We start from the raw sequence: 14,985 nt of genomic DNA on the forward strand, positions 1-14,985 counted from the left end.
CCCCTTCTGAGCATAAAAGTTGACCGAACCCAACTAAGGGTTACCTAACTACCTTCTCGCCAGGCGCGCCACAGTCGCGCGTACCGGTCGCCCAGTGCGACCAGCTCCTCGTGCGTTCCCTGCTCGACGACGCGTCCCGCGTCCAGCACGGCGATCCGGTCGGCCGCCATCGCCTGGGTCAGCCGGTGCGCCACGAACAACGTGGTCCGGCCCGCACAGGCGGCCGTCACGGCCCGTTCCAGCTCGGCGGCGCCCTCGCTGCCGGCTTCCGCGGTCGATTCGTCGAGCACCACCACCGGGGCGCTGCCCAACACCAGCCGGGCCAGGGCGATCTGGGCGACCTTGGTGACGTCCAGGCGCTCGCCGCCCTCGCCGACCAGGGTGTTCAGCCCCTCGGGCAGTGCCTCGGCCCACTCGCCGGCGCCGACCGTGCGCAAGGCGTCCATCAGCTCGGCGTCGGACGCGGCCGGTGCCGCCAGCCGCAGGTCGTCACCGAGCGGCCCGGAGAACACATGTGTCTCCTGCGTCAGGATGCTCACCAGGGTCCGCGCCCCGGCCTCGTCCAGCCCGGCGAGATCGGTCGGCCCGATGCGCACCGACCCGGTCTGCGGGGTTGCGATGCCCGCGATCAGCGCGGCCAGGGTCGTCTTGCCCGCACCTGTCGCCCCCACCAGCGCGAGCGAACCACCCGCCGGAATCGTCAGGTTGACGTCCTTGAGGACCGGCTCCTCGGTACCGGGATAGCTGAAGGTCAGCGCTTCCACCGTCACCGGCAACGCGGCGGGGTGCGCCGATGCCACGGCCGGATGGCCCACCAGCCGCCCCTCCCCCGCCTCCCCCAGAACGCCGACCAGCCGGGTCAGGCTCGCGCCCGACTTCTGCGCCTCGTCGAAGGTGAACATGATCAGGCCCAGCGGGGTGAACAGCCGGTGGAAGAGCAAGGGGGCCGCCGACACCTCGCCCAGCGTGGCGGCATCGGTCTCCAGCAGGGCGTACCCCACGAGCAGGATCAGGACCAGCCCGATGAACTCGGCACGATTCTCCCGGCCGACGAACCGGCCGAAGAACCGGAACACCTCGATGCCGAGATTGCGTACCCGCCACGACTCGTCGGTGACCTTCTCGCGGAAGGCGTGCTCCAGGCGGTACGCCCGGACCGTGTCGATTCCGTTCAGACCGCTGATCAGCGCCTGCGCACGGTCCGCCTGGACGGCCCGCTGCTTCCGGTAGAGCGGGGCGGAGCGGGGGAGGTACCAGCGAAGGGCCAACGCGTACGCGGGCAGCGCGCCGGCGCCCGCCAGGCCCAGGCGCCAGTCCAGTCCGAACATGCCGAACGTGGCGATGGCGACCAGCACTCCCGCCGAGAACACCGTGGGAATGGCCGTACGGATGCCCTTGGAGATGACGGCAACGTCGTCACCGACCCGCGAGAGGACATCGCCACGACCGACCTGCTCTATCCGTGCGCTGGGCATCCCGAGCACCGCCCGGACGGCCCCTTCCCGCAGCCTCGCGAGCAGATCCGCGCCCAGCCGCCCGATCAGGTAGGTGGACACCGCGGTGGCCGCCGCGCCGAGCAGCGCGGCGGCCCCCATCAGCACGCCGATCGTGACCAGGACCGAGCGCGATTCGCCCTCGACCACCGCGTCGACCACCCGGCCGAGCAGCAGTACGGGGAGCACCTGGAGCGCCGCCCCGGCCACCGTGGTGAGCACGGTGGCCGCGGTCAGCCAGGGAACCTCGCGGCAGTGCGCCGCGACCCATCGAGCGGCCTCGCGGCCGGTCGCCGTGCGCAGGGTGGCCGGTGCCACCCCCATGTCGGTCGTGCTCACACCGCACCCTGGGCGGACCGGGGACAGGAAGTGTTGATCGACATCGTCAGCCGGCCGCCGACTTCACGAGCTCGTCGATGGCGTACGGCATGGACAGCAGGGTGCCCTGGGAGATGGCGGCGCCGACCGCCGGACCCTCGCTGTCCAGCAGGTAGGAGACGTTCCCCTTCTTCACGGCGTCCAGGTTGGCGAAGAGCTCGAACTTCTTCAGCGCTTCTGTGTCCGCCTTGTCGTTGATGACGAAGATGTGGTCGACGTCGACCAGGTCGACGCGCTCGGGCGAGAGCTTGGTGTAGAAGCTGCCGCCCGCGATCTTGTCGATCCCGGTCTGGTACTTGAAGCCGATGCCCGACACCAGGCGTCCGCGTACGTCGGTCGAGGTGAACGGCGCCACCGAGTTCTCGTACCAGGACAGCGCCACGGCGGTCTCGTCGCCGAACTGCGGGTGCTCCTTCTTGGCCGCGTCGAGCTTGCCCTGGATGTCCGCCACCATCTTCTCGCCGTCCTCGGCCCGGCCGAGTGCCTTGGCGATGTGCAGCGCGTTGTCCTGCCAGGGCGCGCTGAACGGCTCCTTCTCGGCCTTGGTACGGCCCACCGTCGGAGCGATCCTGGAGAGCTTGTCGTAGCCGGCCTGGTCGATCTCGGAGTAGACCGCGATGATCAGGTCCGGGCGCAGGGCGGCGATCTTCTCGTAGTTGGGGCCGTTGTCACCGTTCTTCATGATGACCTCGGGCCGGCTGTCGCCCCACTGGTCCTTCACCCAGGGCCACTGGGTGTTGATGTCGGGGCTCCGGCCCGCGGGGTTCGGGTACTGGTCGACCATGCCGACCGGCTTGATGCCGAACGCCAGGATGGTCTGGTCGTCGGTGTAGCCGACGGAGACGACCCGCTTCGGGGCCTTGGTGACCGTCGTGGATCCGAACGCGTGCTCCACAGTGACCGGGAAGGTGCCGGCCGCGGTGGTCGAGGTGTTGTCGCTCGCCTTGTCCGCCGAGTCCGAGTCGGAACCGCATCCTGCGAGGAGGCCGACGCCGAGAGTCGCGGCGGACAGCATCGCCGCCAGCCGCCGCCAGGTCCTCTTACGCGTCGTTCCGTGGAGGAGCATCCGCAATCTCCTTGCTTTCGCGCTGTGAGCGCCCCGTCCGAGGGCAGGCAAACCGTACCCCAGGGAGATAAGGTAAGCCTAGCCTAACTTCTGTAACTTTATTGCGAACTAGGCCAGTTCGACGTGTGTACGACCGATCGGCACGATGAGCGGCCGGTCACCCACGGGGTCGTCGATCACCTTGGCGCGCAGTCCGAACGCCTCGTCCAGCAGCTCGGTGGTGATCACGTCACGCGGGTGGCCCTGCGCCAGGATCGACCCCTCCTTCATCACGATGAGGTTGTCGCTGTAGCGCGTCGCCAGATTGAGGTCGTGCAGCACCATGACCACCGTGCAGCCCGACTCATGCAGGTCGTTCACCAGATCGAGCACGTCGATCGCATGCGCCAGGTCCAGGAACGTGGTCGGCTCGTCCAGCAGCAGCAGATCCGTGCCCTGGGCCAGGGTCATCGAGATCCAGACACGCTGACGTTGCCCGCCGGACAGCGTGTCGACCGGACGGTCGGCCAGGTCGGACACCCCGGTCATCGCCAGCGCGCGCTCCACGACGGCGGCATCGTCCGAGGACCACTGCCGCAGCCAGCTCTGGTGCGGATGGCGACCCCTGGCCACCAGGTCCGACACCGTCAGCCCCTCCGGCGCCACCGGCGACTGCGGCAGCAGGCCGAGCTTCTTCGCCACGTCCCTGGTCCTGAGTCCGGCGATGTCCTGGCCGTCCAGCACGACCGTCCCGCGGGAAGGCTTCAACAGCCGCGACAGGGTCCGCAACAGGGTCGATTTCCCACAGCCGTTGGGGCCGATGATCGTGGTGATCACCCCTGCCGGTATCGCCACGTCGAGATCGTCGATGACGGTCCGGGCGCCGTAGCCGACCGTGACACCTCTGGCTGCCAGCCGGGAGGTGTCATCGACCTCGGACTGCGTCCTGGTGACGGAGTGAGTGACCACAAGTCCCCCTTGTTCGGGCTTTCCTGACTCTGTACCGGCTGTCCGACTCCGTGCCGGCTATCTGCGGTTCGCCCGCACCAGCAGATGGACCAGGAAGGGGCCGCCGATCGCCGCGGTGACCACACCGACCGGGACACTGACCGGGAGTGCCGTACGGGCGACCAGGTCCGAGCCGATCAGCAGCAGGGCACCGAGCAGTCCTGAGGCCGCCATCGGCGGTGTCGGACACCGCGCCAGACGCATCGCCACCTGCGGCGCCACCAGCGCGACGAACGCGACCGGGCCCGCCGCGCTCACCGCCACGCCGGCCAGCAGGACCGCGCACAGGAGCAGGACCGCCCGCACGGCCGTGTAGCGCACGCCCAGGCCCGCGGCGACGTCGTCGCCGAGGTGCAGGGGCTTGAACTGGAACGCGACACACGTCACGACGGCCAGGAGGACGAGCGTGCCCCACAGCGCCACCCGGACCTCGTCCCACGAGCGGTTGTCCAACGAGCCCACCAGCCACGCCTGGGCCTGGGCCACGTCCCTGATGTCGGCCGTGGCCAGCAGCCAGGTCGTGATCGACTCCATCACGGCGCTCACCGAGATGCCGATGAGGATCAGCCGGAAGCCGTCGATCCCGCGCCGCCAGGCCAGGAAGTACACCAGCAGACCCGTGCAGAGACCTCCCGCGAGCGCCGCCGCGGACAGACCCACGGAGTCGACGACCGCCGCGGCGGTCCCGCCCGACACCGTCACCCCGAACACCGCGACCGCACTGGCGCCCCAGGTGATCCCCAGAGTGTCCGGGCTGGCCAGCGGATTGCGCGCGATGGACTGGGTGATCGCCCCGGACACCCCGAGCGCGATCCCCACGACGAGTCCGGCCAGGGCACGTGGCATCCGCAGGTCCATGACGACGAACTCGTCGACCTGCTCGCCCCGGCCGAGGATCGTGGCGACCACCTGGGGCAGGCCGATGGGGAAGTCCCCGACGCTGATGGACAGGCAGAACACCAGGAAGGTCGCCGCCGCCAGCAGGCCGGTCACGGACACGATCCAGGGTCGCCATACGAACGACATGCCGCCGAGCCGTACGCCCGGCGCCACCGATGGCTTCACATCCGTCCCGTTCATGCGTTCTTGAACCTTCCGCGCCAGACCAGAGCCGCGAAGAACGGGGCCCCGAGCAGGGCCACGAGAACTCCCGCGTCCAACTCGCCCGGCCGCACCACCAAACGCCCCACGATGTCGCAGACCAGCAGGACGATGGCACCGAGCAGACCCGCGTACGGCACCAGCCAGCGGTAGTCCGGCCCGGTCAGATACCGGGCGACATGGGCCACCATGAGCCCGAGGAACGCGATGGGGCCGCACGCCGCCGTCGCCGCGCCCGCCAGCAGGGTGATGGCGGCGATGCCGACGCTCCGGCTCCACGCGATGTTCACGCCCAGCCCTCGCGCCACGTCCTCACCGAGGTTCAGCAGATTGATGGAAGGCAGCGTGCTCAGCGCCAACAGCAGTCCGACCACGATGAATGCGGTCACCGGCCAGATCACGTCGAATCCGACCCCGGCCAGGGAGCCCGCGTTCCAGAACCGCAGCGCGTTCAGCGACTTCTGGTCCGACAGCGCGACCGCCGTGGTCATCGCCGCGAGGAACACCGTGACCCCTTGCCCGGCCAGCGCGAGCGTCAACGGGTTGCCCGCGCCCCGGCCGATGCTCGCCAGCCCGAACACGACGACACCGGCGACCCCCGCTCCCAGGAAGGCGAACCAGACGTACTGGAACGGGCTGGTGAACCCGAACAGGGCGATCACCGACACCACGGCGAACGAGGCACCGGAGTTCACCCCCAGCAAGCCCGTGTCGGCGATCGGATTGCGCGTGTAGCCCTGGATCAGCGCTCCGCCGACCCCCAGAGCGACGCCCGCCACGATCGCGAGCACCGTCCGGGGCACCCGTACGGTCTGCACGATGAGCCTGATCTCGGTGAGCCGCTGGTCGGAGTCGGGCGCCGCGAACAACCCGTGCCACACCTCGGCGGGACTCAACGCGCGCGCACCGACGGCCAGCGACACCGCCCCCGCGATCACGAGGATCACCGCCAGCGCGCCCAAGCCCACAACTCGCCTACGGCGCACCGGCGTTGTTGCCTTGGACGCGGGGCGCTCAACTGCTGTCGTGCCCATGTGGACGTACGCTATCCCTTGATCAGCGGGCGGTGCTGCCGGTTCCGTCGGCGACCGTGCGGGCCTCGTCCGGCACGGACTTGAGACCCCGGTCGAGGAGCGAGTCCAGGATCTCGCCGACCCTGATCGCGGTGTTGGACAGCAGGGACGACGTGATGCCGTGCGTGTGCTCCGTGCCGCCCTGCAGGTAGATGCCGCACCGCAGGTCGGAGTCCGTCGCGATGCGGTAGTCGCGCTCGACGCGGACGCGGCCCTCGTCGTCGCGCAGGCAGCGGTCCGCGACCTCTCCGAGCAGACCGGTCGGGTCGGCGGGACTGTAGCCGGTGGCGAAGACCACGACGTCGGCGTCCAGCAGGGTCTCCTCGCCGGTGACGAGGGACGTGACGGTGGCCCGGACCTTGTCCGTTGTCTCCTTGACGTCGGTGAGCCGCGAGACGTTGAGGAAGCGCAGGCGCTCGCTGCCGAGGACCTTCTCCTGGTACATCTGCCGGTACAGGTCGTCGATCAGATCGATGTCCACCACGGAGTAGTTGGTGTTGCCGTGGTAGTCCATCAGCCGGCGCTTGACGCTCTCCGACGCGGTGAAGAAGTCGTCGACGGCCTCGGGGTCGAAGATCCGGTTGGCGAAGCTGCTGTCGTCGGCCGGGCTGTACCCGTAGCGGGAGAAGACGGCGCAGACCTCGGCCCGGGGGAAGCGCCGGTGGAGGTAGGCGACGTTCTCCGCGGCGCTCTGTCCGGCGCCCACGACGACGAAGCGGGAGGGCGATCCGGCCTGAAGGTCATCGACCTTCGCCAGCAGTTCGGAGTTGTGCCAGACGCGGTCGGTGCGCTCCACGCCCTCCGGCATGAGGGGACGCAGGCCGGTGCCGATGACGAGGTTGCGTGCGCGGTGGACCGCGAGCCCCTCCCCCGACCGGACCGTCACGTCCAGGTACTCCACGGCACCGTCCCGTACGACCGGCATGACGCCGACGACCTCATGGCCGTAGGAGACGACGTCGTCGACCTTGTCGGCGGCCCACTCGAAGTAATCGTGGAACTCCACCCGCAGCGGGAAGAGGTTCTTGTGGTTGATGAAGTCGATCAGCCGTCCCTTGCTCTGGAGATAGCACAGGAAGCTGTACTCGCTGGCCGGGTTCCGTAGCGTCACCAGGTCCTTGAGGAAGGACACCTGCATGGTCGCGTCGTCGATGAGCATGCCTCGGTGCCAGCCGAAGCGCGGCTGCTGCTCGAAGAAGTGAGCCGTGATCACTTCCTCGCGGTCGGCGCGTGCGTTGTGCTCGCTGAGTGCGATCGCCATGGCCACGTTGGACGGCCCGAAGCCGATCCCAATGAGGTCGTGGATCAAAGGGGCGTCGCCAGGACGAGCCTGTGCCATGTCACTCCCATCGTGCGGCGGCGGCCGTGCGGGGCAGGCAGCCGTTGGTCGAGCATCGGGAAGTACGAAAGTCGGGCACGCCGAAGAGCCACGGCCCAAAACTTAGGTAAGGCTAAGCTCATCCTGTGGAACTGTCCATGGACAAAGCGGACAGTGCGGGGGTCGGTGACGGTCAACACACCACGATACGAGCCCAGTTGACCACTTAGGTAAGCCTTGCTTTACTGGCCACGGCCAATCCCTGCCTTGAGGAGGAACCCCATGCGGGTCGTCATGTTCGGTTACCAGACCTGGGGGCACCGCACTCTGCGAGCTCTCCTGGACTCCGAGCACGACGTGGTCCTGGTCGTGACCCACCCCAAGAGCGAGCACGCCTACGAGAAGATCTGGAGCGACTCGGTCGCCGACCTGGCCGAGGAGCACGGCGTACCGGTCGTGATCCGCAACCGGCCTGACGACGAGGAGCTGTTCGCGCGCCTCAAGGAGGCCGACCCGGACATCATCGTGGCCAACAACTGGCGTACGTGGATCCCGCCGCGCATCTTCGGCCTGCCGCGGCACGGCACACTGAACGTCCACGACTCGCTGCTGCCGAAGTACGCCGGCTTCTCGCCGCTCATCTGGGCCCTGATCAACGGCGAGCCCGAAGTGGGCGTGACCGCGCACATGATGAACGACGAACTCGACGCCGGCGACATCGTGCGGCAGGAAGCGGTACCGGTCGGGCCCACGGACACCGCCACCGACCTCTTCCACAAGACCGTCGACCTCATCGCCCCGGTCACCATCGGCGCCCTCGACCTCATCGCCTCCGGGCAGACGGCCTTCACCGAGCAGGACCGCTCCGAGGCGAGCTTCTTCCACAAGCGCTCCATCGAGGACAGCCGCATCGACTGGACGTGGCCGTCGAAGGACCTGGAGCGCCTGGTCCGCGCCCAGTCCGAGCCGTACCCCAGCGCCTTCACCTTCCACAGGGGCAAGCGACTCGAGGTCCTGGCCGCCGTGGTCTCCGAGGGGCGTTACGGCGGCACACCGGGTCGCATCTTCTACCGCGAGGGCGACGGCGTGGTGATCGTCGCCGGAGCCGACGCCCGCACCGGCCGCAACCACGGCCTGGCCATCACCCGCGTACGGACCGAGGACGGCCGCGAGCTGCCCGCGACCGAGTACTTCACGTCGATGGGCGGCTACCTGACCAACCGCCCCTGACCACGGCATCCCTACGGCGGCGATCGGTGAACGTCGTGAGGTTCGGATTCAGGCCGTCGTGATCAGTCTGCGGACCACCGAGGTGAAGAACGCCGCGCCGTCCGTGCCGGTGCCGACCAGGGGCTCGACGGCGTGTTCGGGGTGCGGCATGAGGCCGACCACGTTGCCCTGGGCGTTGGTGATGCCCGCGATGGCTCTCATGCTGCCGTTGGGGTTGCCCTCCAGATAGCGGGCGACCACGCGGCCCTCGGCTTCGAGGGCGTCGAGTGTGGGCTCGTCGGCGACGTAGCGGCCGTCGATGTTCTTCAGCGGGATCGTGACCCGTTGACCGGTGGTGTAGTTCCCCGTCCATGCCGTGTCCGCGTTCTCGATGGCCAACCGCTGCGGGCGGCAGATGAACCGCAGGTGCTGGTTGCGGGTGAGCGCTCCGGGCAACAGGCCCGACTCGCACAGCACTTGGAAGCCGTTGCAGATGCCGAGCACGGGCATCCCGCCCCGGGCCGCGTCCAGCACGGTGCGCATCAGGGGTGCGAACTGGGCGATGGCCCCGGCCCTGAGGTAATCGCCGTAGGAGAAGCCGCCGGGCAGGATCACCGCATCGGATCCTGCCAGGTCGGCATTCTTGTGCCACAGGGGAACGGGGCGTCCTCCGGCAAGCCGTACGGCCTTGGCGGCGTCGCGGTCGTCCAGTGATCCGGGGAAGGTGACGACTCCGATTCTCGCGGTCATGCTCGGGTCTCACCCCGGGCGGCGGTGGTGAGGTCGTTCCAGTAGCTCGGGGCGGCCCGGTCGACGCGACGGTGCAGCGGGTCATGGACCAGACGGGCCAGGACGCCCGCGGGGACGACGACCAGGCAGTAGAGCAGCAGGAGTGCGAGGTTGCGCAGGGGCATGGGGTTCTCCTTGTTCCGGCGATCGGTCAGTCGAGGGGGATCTCGTCGCGCCAGTCGCCGTTCTCGGCCCACTCCGGCTGGTCCTCCTTGAGCAGCAGGAAGCCGCCCAGGACGAGGACGTCGATCCGGGTCCGCATGAAGCAGGTGTACGCCTCCCGGGGCGAGCGGACGATCGGCTCGCCCCGCACGTTGAAGGAGGTGTTCACGAGCACCGGGCATCCGGTCTCCGCCTTGAAGGCGGTGAGCAGCCGGTGGAACGCGGGGTTGGCCTCCGGGCTCACGGTCTGGACGCGGGCGGACATGTCCACGTGGGTGACGGCCGGGACGGTGGAGCGGTGGACCTTCAGCCGGTCCAGTCCCCGGGCGTCGCCCGCGGAGTCCGGTACGGGCAGGCGCTGAGCCGCGGCCACGTCGGCGACCACCAGCATGTAGGGGCTTTCCTGCTTGAGTTCGAAGTAGTCCTGGGCGTCGGTGTCCAGGACGGCCGGCGCGAAGGGCCGGAAGGACTCCCGGAACTTGATCTTCTGGTTCATCGCGGACTGCATGTCGGTGTCGCGCGGGTCGCCGAGAATCGACCGTGCGCCAAGGGCCCGCGGTCCGAACTCCATACGGTCCTGGAACCAGCCGACGACCTTGCCCCGCGCCAGCTCCGTGGCCGTACGGGCAGCGAGCGCGTCCTGGTCCAGCGCGGTGTACGGCACTCCCGCTTCATCCAGGTACGCCCGGATCTCCTCATCCCGGTAGGCGGGGCCGAGGAGGGCTCCGGACATGGCGTCCCGGCCGCTGCCGAGGTGGGTGCGTTCGGCGCCGGACTCCATCGCCACGGCGAGGGCCGCGCCGAGAGCGCCGCCCGCGTCGCCGGCGGCGGGCTGGACCCAGACCCCGTCGAAGATCTCATCGCGGATGATCTTTCCGTTGGCGACGCAGTTGAGGGCGACACCGCCGGCCAGACACAGACGGGTTTCCCCGGTGCGCCGCTGGGCGTTGCGCGCCAGGAGTACGACGGCTTCCTCGGTGACCTGCTGGACGGAGGCCGCCAGGTCGAACTCACGCTCCGTCAGTGCCCCTTCGGGGCGGCGGCGCGGTCCGCCGAACAGCTCCTCGAAGCCCCGTCCGGTCATCACCTGGCCACGCAGATACTCGAAGTACCGCATGTCCAGGCGGAACGAGCCGTCGGGTTTGAGGTCGATGAGCCGTTCGCGGATGAGGTCCGCGTAGCGGGGCGTGCCGTAGGGGGCCAGGCCCATCAGCTTGTACTCGCCGGAGTCCACCTTGAAGCCGCAGAAGTAGGTGAACGCGGAGTACAGCATGCCGAGCGAGTGTGGGAAACGGAGTTCGGCCAGGGGTTCGAGCCGATCGCCCCGTCCGTGCCAGAGCGTGGTGGTGGCCCATTCGCCCACGCCGTCGATACAGAGGACCGCGGCGGATTCGTACGGGCTGGGGTAGAAGGCCGAGGCGGCGTGCGACTCGTGGTGGCGGCGGCAGACGACGTCCGGTACCGGTCCGAGGCCGAGGGCCGCGAGCTCCCGGCGGACGGTCCGGTCGGTGCGCCGTTTCCAGCGCAGCCAGTCGGGGAGGGTGTCACGGAACCCCGGGAAGGCGAACGGCGCGGCACCGGCGTAGGAGGAGAGCACCCGGCGGAACTTGAGGGCGGGGTCCTCGTAGTACGCGACGGCCGTGACGTCCTTCAGGCTCGCTCCGGCCTCGCGCAGACAGTACGACACCGCCTGGGCGGGGAACGAGGGGTCGTGCCGGCGCCGGGTGAACCGCTCCTCCTGGGCGGCGGCGACGACGGTCCCGCCGTTCACCAGAGCGGCCGCGCTGTCGTGGTAGTAGGCGGAGATGCCCAGGACGAGATCAGCCATGGTGCGTGTCCTCTCCCTCGACCCGAGCGTCGGTCCTGGCGGGACGTGGTCCGAACAGTGCGGTGCCGAGCCGCACCTGGGTGGATCCGGCGGCGATCGCGGCCTCGAAGTCGCCGCTCATCCCCATGGAAAGGGTGTCCCAGTCGTGTCCCGCCGCGACGTGCTTGGCGAACAGCTCGGCCAGCACCTCGAAGGCGGGTGGGGTCGCTCCTTCCTCGCCAGGCCCGGCCTTGCGGGGAATGGTCATCAGGCCGCGGACCGTCAGCCGGCGCAGGTCCTGGACTGTCTCCAGGAACGCGCTGAGCCGGTCGGGGGCGAGCCCCGACTTGGCCGGGTCCCCGTCGGCGTTGACCTGGACGCACACCTGGAGCGGTGGGAGGCCCTCGGGGCGCTGGGCGTCGAGCCGGCGGGCGGCCTTCTCGGAGCAGAGTCCCAGCACCCAGGAGAAGTTCTCGGCGAGCAGCCGGGTCTTGTTGGTCTGTATCGGGCCGAGATAGACCCACTGGGCCGCCGTGCCGTTGAGTTCGGTCAGCTTGGGGACGGCTTCGGTGGCGTAGCTCTCGCCGAACCGGTCCAGTCCCAGCGCCATCGCCTCACGGACGGCGGAGGCGGGGTGGCCCTTGGACACGGCGAGCAGTTCGACGTCCTGGGGGCGACGGCCCGCCGCGAGAGCGGCGGCGTCGATGCGGGCGCGCAGGACGTCCAGTCGGTCGGCTATCACGCGACCACGCCCCACAGGGCGGCTGCGGCGAGGACGACGAACACCACAGGGGGGATCCAGGGCAGGACGTTGCGCACCGGGCCGAGCCGTTCGGTAGCCGGAGCGAGCTGGTGGCCGAGCAGGGCCATGAGGGTGTTGACGGTGAAACCCGAGAGGTTGAAGCCGAGTCCGAAGGCGAGCAGCTTCCAGGTGCTCGCCCCTGAAGGCACCAGCTGCGGCAGGATCGTCAGGAAGAACAGCGCGATCTTCGGGTTGGACACATTGAGCAGGAAGCCCTTGATGAACGGGTGGGAGACGGCTTCCTGGGACGTGGCGCTCGCCGCCCCGTCGTTCTGCTGGGCGCGCGGGACGCTGGTCCAAGCCATGTAGGCCAGGAAGCAGATGCCGATGAGCTGCACCACGGTGTAGACCGTCGGGGCCGAGACCAGCAGCGCGGCGAGCCCGGTCACGGTCGCCAGCACATAGACGAACACGCCGAGTTCGACACCCAGGGCCGCCCGGACACCGGCTCGCGGGCCGCTGCCGACGCCGCTCGCTACGCAGTGCAGCATCGCCGGCCCGGGTGTCAGATTCACCACCAGGGCGACGGCGATGAAGGCGAGGACGCTGCTCAATGAATGTCTCCTTCGGTGTCGTGCACGCGCTGGGCACGGCGTGCCGCTCTTCTGGCCCGCAGCCCGCTCGGTGGGTTCAGCGACCGGTAGCCCGTCCTGACCCGCTCCCAGATCTCCGGTTCGCAGCCCGGGCCGAGCACGGAGGGCACGGTGGCCATGTAGGCGTCGACCGCGTCGGCGGCCCAGGCGGAGTGGCCGGTGGCGACGTTGTCGATGGTGTTGTGGATGTCGACGAAGCGGGTGCTGAACCCGTACGCCTCCAGGGCGATACGGGCCCGCCGGTAGCTGCCGCCCACACCGGACAGCTCCATGGCCACGTTCAGCCCCAGCACTTCCGGCAGGAAGGTGCGCGGCAGCCGTCCGATGGACAGCCAGTACACCGGCAGTTCGAACGACTCGTCGCGGAACCCCGGCCAGTGCGCGAACTCCCGTGACGCCGTGGGCGGCAGATCCACCCCCATCTCGCGCAGTACCTCGCGGTAGATCAGGGGGTGGTTGAGGTTGAGGTCGCCGTTGCCGAGTTCGTCCCAGTAGGTGGAGAACAGCAGGTGGCCGACGTCCGACGAGGCGTGGCCGTAGTCCGTGAAGCCCTGCAGCCAGCTGCCGTCGATCAGGGTCAGCGGCGCGAGCTGCACGGTGGCGTCGACCAGCGCTTCCTTGCTGGGCAGCGGGGTGTCCGCGCCCTGCTCGAACTCCTCGCCGTGCCGATCGTGCTGTTCCTGCAGCCAGGGCCGCAGCCCACGCGGATCCCATCGCTCCGGCGGCAGGTGCTCGGCCCGGTCCCAGCCGACGCGCGAACGCGCCAGCCAACCCCTTACGTACCGGGTCGCGAACCGGCGCACGGCGGGCGAGTCGCTCCGGCTGAGCAGCAGGTGGTAGGCATCGCGAAGGGTGCCGGGCGGCGCGTCGGACACGTCGGCGACGGGCCGTACGACCACCGGCCGGGGGCCTTCCTCCACCGTCCGCGTGCCTTCCTCGACCGGCTGCGGAGCTTCTTCGACCGTCTGCACGCCTTCCTCCACCGTGGGCAGCACACGACCGGCGGGGGGTGTGTGCCGAGCCTGGCCGGTGGGCGTCGCGGGCAGTGCGCGGATCCAGCGGCGGATCACCGCTTGGTCCCCGGGGGAGAAGATGCGGAACATCGGGCCGTTCTCGGCGATCAGCCCCTGCAGCAGTGGGCTGCGCTCGGGGCGGCCGGGTCTGACCAGACGGCTGGTCGCGAGGGCCCGGAGCAGTCCCTCGGGATCGGTGCGGGCCTCGGCGAACCAGTCGGCGAGGGAGCGGCCCTCGAACTCGAACTCCCGGTGGTACAGGGCCGCTTCACGGGCCCGCAGGCGCAGCAGCTCGGCCATCTCGTAGGCCGGGTCCAAGGCCGTGGACAGTTCCTTGTGGAGTGCGGTGCTCCACTGCCGCACGGTCGCCAGCGTCCAGCGGAAGCCGGCGAGCAGGCCCGGCGCGGCCGGTGCCTCGTCGAGCAGCGCGGCAACGGCGGCGCGCGCGAGGTCGAGCCCGTGGGGAGCCTCGGCGCGGCGGGCCGCCCCGGGGTCGAGGGCGGCCCAGTCGGCCGCCTCCGGCAGCAGCTCGCGTATCGCGGCCAACGGCGGGAGGAGTCCGACGGCGCGCAGGCACAGGTCGGCGCCGAGCAGTTCCGCCCGGTACGCGTCGGGCCGCCGGCTCATCGCCAGCAGCGGACCGGGCAGAGCGAAGGCCAGGTCGGACAGGTGCGGGTCCTGGGCCAAGCGCGCCGTGGGCGCCGCGCGCTCGGCGAGCCGCAGCTGGTGCAGCATCGCCCGGTACGCGTTGCCCCGGTCCGCGCCGCAGTGCCCCTCCCCGAGGTCCTCGGCGTAGAGGGAGAGCACGCGCATCGTCGACTCGGTGTCGCCGTTGCCGGGACCGCTCAGCCACTGGAGCCAGGCTCCCGAGACCAGGGCGAGGGGGGCCGCGCCCATGGCCGCCCGGCGCACCAGCGCGTCACGCGCCTCCGGGTCGACGGCCGACTCCGCGAGCTCGCGGTAGGCGACGCGGGCCGCGTCGGACCAGTCGGCCGCCCGGCGCTCCAGCCGCTTCAGCTCGTTGTGGGGTTCCGCCGGCACCGCGGTGCACGCCTCGGGAATCGTGACCGGAGGGGTGAAGCCCTCCGGGTCGGCGGCCTGCACATACAGGGTGCGGCAGTCCGGGGCGCCGGCCCGGGACCGGTGGTCGGCCGGTCCGGCCGTCGCCTGCTGGCGCTGCATCAGAACTCCTCT

At 69.9% G+C, this 14,985-nt stretch carries 13 protein-coding genes; 1 reads left to right on the top strand and 12 read right to left on the bottom strand.

From position 1 onward, the window contains the following. Positions 1-44: 44 nt before the first annotated feature. The 6 genes from ACFPQ9_RS42590 to ACFPQ9_RS42615 all read right to left on the bottom strand — a co-directional run bounded on the left by ACFPQ9_RS42590 (position 45) and on the right by ACFPQ9_RS42615 (position 7,437). The gene (locus tag ACFPQ9_RS42590) at positions 45-1,817 is read right to left on the bottom strand and encodes an ABC transporter ATP-binding protein (RefSeq protein WP_380865698.1); all 1,773 of its coding nucleotides are present in this window, start codon (positions 1,815-1,817) and stop codon (positions 45-47) included. A gap of 61 nt (positions 1,818-1,878) precedes the next feature. Next, entirely contained in the window at positions 1,879-2,937 is a 1,059-nt protein-coding gene (locus ACFPQ9_RS42595; RefSeq protein ID WP_380865378.1) for an iron-siderophore ABC transporter substrate-binding protein, read from the bottom strand. A 108-nt stretch (positions 2,938-3,045) separates the two neighbouring features. Next, positions 3,046-3,885 (bottom strand): ABC transporter ATP-binding protein, encoded by an 840-nt coding sequence (locus ACFPQ9_RS42600; RefSeq protein WP_380865380.1) that lies wholly within the window; start codon positions 3,883-3,885, stop codon positions 3,046-3,048. A gap of 57 nt (positions 3,886-3,942) precedes the next feature. Continuing rightward, the gene (locus ACFPQ9_RS42605) at positions 3,943-5,004 is read right to left on the bottom strand and encodes a FecCD family ABC transporter permease (RefSeq protein ID WP_380865382.1); all 1,062 of its coding nucleotides are present in this window, start codon (positions 5,002-5,004) and stop codon (positions 3,943-3,945) included. Next, entirely contained in the window at positions 5,001-6,059 is a 1,059-nt protein-coding gene (locus ACFPQ9_RS42610) for a FecCD family ABC transporter permease (RefSeq protein WP_380865385.1), read from the bottom strand. The genes ACFPQ9_RS42605 and ACFPQ9_RS42610 overlap by 4 nt, the downstream gene beginning before the upstream one ends. Before the next feature lie 22 nt (positions 6,060-6,081). Further along, complete coding sequence (locus ACFPQ9_RS42615) at positions 6,082-7,437, bottom strand: lysine N(6)-hydroxylase/L-ornithine N(5)-oxygenase family protein (protein WP_380865387.1); 1,356 nt, start codon at positions 7,435-7,437, stop codon at positions 6,082-6,084. Between the two features lie 261 nt (positions 7,438-7,698). On the opposite strand from ACFPQ9_RS42615, the gene ACFPQ9_RS42620 reads away from it, so the two are divergent. After that, positions 7,699-8,646, top strand: coding sequence for a methionyl-tRNA formyltransferase (locus tag ACFPQ9_RS42620; protein ID WP_380865389.1), 948 nt, complete (start codon positions 7,699-7,701; stop codon positions 8,644-8,646). 48 nt (positions 8,647-8,694) lie between these two features. Here ACFPQ9_RS42620 and purQ read toward each other — a convergent pair whose 3' ends face one another. The 6 genes from purQ to ACFPQ9_RS42650 are packed head-to-tail and all read right to left on the bottom strand — an operon-like array spanning position 8,695 to position 14,973. Further along, entirely contained in the window at positions 8,695-9,375 is a 681-nt protein-coding gene (gene purQ, locus ACFPQ9_RS42625; protein WP_380865392.1) for a phosphoribosylformylglycinamidine synthase subunit PurQ, read from the bottom strand. Beyond that, positions 9,372-9,539 carry a hypothetical protein gene (locus ACFPQ9_RS42630; RefSeq protein WP_380865394.1) on the bottom strand — a complete coding sequence of 56 codons (168 nt, stop codon included), beginning with the start codon at positions 9,537-9,539 and terminating at the stop codon, positions 9,372-9,374. The genes purQ and ACFPQ9_RS42630 overlap by 4 nt, the downstream gene beginning before the upstream one ends. 26 nt (positions 9,540-9,565) lie before the next feature. Continuing rightward, positions 9,566-11,404 (bottom strand): carbamoyltransferase family protein, encoded by a 1,839-nt coding sequence (locus ACFPQ9_RS42635; RefSeq protein ID WP_380865397.1) that lies wholly within the window; start codon positions 11,402-11,404, stop codon positions 9,566-9,568. After that, complete coding sequence (locus tag ACFPQ9_RS42640) at positions 11,397-12,125, bottom strand: YggS family pyridoxal phosphate-dependent enzyme (protein ID WP_380865399.1); 729 nt, start codon at positions 12,123-12,125, stop codon at positions 11,397-11,399. Before ACFPQ9_RS42640 ends, ACFPQ9_RS42635 begins: the two co-directional genes overlap by 8 nt. Continuing rightward, positions 12,122-12,739 carry a LysE family translocator gene (locus ACFPQ9_RS42645; RefSeq protein ID WP_380865402.1) on the bottom strand — a complete coding sequence of 206 codons (618 nt, stop codon included), beginning with the start codon at positions 12,737-12,739 and terminating at the stop codon, positions 12,122-12,124. The genes ACFPQ9_RS42640 and ACFPQ9_RS42645 overlap by 4 nt, the downstream gene beginning before the upstream one ends. Then, positions 12,736-14,973 (bottom strand): iron-containing redox enzyme family protein, encoded by a 2,238-nt coding sequence (locus ACFPQ9_RS42650; RefSeq protein ID WP_380865404.1) that lies wholly within the window; start codon positions 14,971-14,973, stop codon positions 12,736-12,738. Before ACFPQ9_RS42650 ends, ACFPQ9_RS42645 begins: the two co-directional genes overlap by 4 nt. Positions 14,974-14,985: the final 12 nt, after the last annotated feature.

It is taken from the genome of Streptomyces coerulescens, from assembly GCF_042657965.1.
Lineage (GTDB): Bacteria > Actinomycetota > Actinomycetes > Streptomycetales > Streptomycetaceae > Streptomyces > Streptomyces coerulescens.